Here is a 271-nt window from a genome sequence, read left to right as displayed (position 1 = left end):
ACTTAATTCATCATTTTTAGAAATTTCATATAGTACACCACTAATTTTTTCATTACCTATTATTTCACTAGCTACACTACTTGGAATACGTTGAAATCTATCATATAAATACTTTTCTTCAAATCCGAAAAACTCTGCTAACTTCTCTATAACTTCATCTGAAGGAAGCTTCTTCATTCTCTCTATCTCAGACATATAATTCTTACTTATCCCTATTGCTTCAGCTACATCAACTAGCTTCAAATGTCTCTCTATTCTCTTTAATCTTAAT

At 29.5% G+C, this 271-nt stretch carries 1 protein-coding gene; it reads right to left on the bottom strand.

The window, feature by feature from the left end; all coding sequences use genetic code 11:
• Window positions 1-271: helix-turn-helix domain-containing protein (locus tag R2R70_RS20415; protein WP_410978966.1), on the bottom strand; the 271-nt coding region annotated here is incomplete at both ends.

This window comes from Cobetia sp. SIMBA_158 (genome assembly GCF_046566945.1).
GTDB lineage: Bacteria > Pseudomonadota > Gammaproteobacteria > Pseudomonadales > Halomonadaceae > Cobetia > Cobetia amphilecti.
This window is presented reverse-complemented; position numbering and strand designations above follow the sequence as displayed.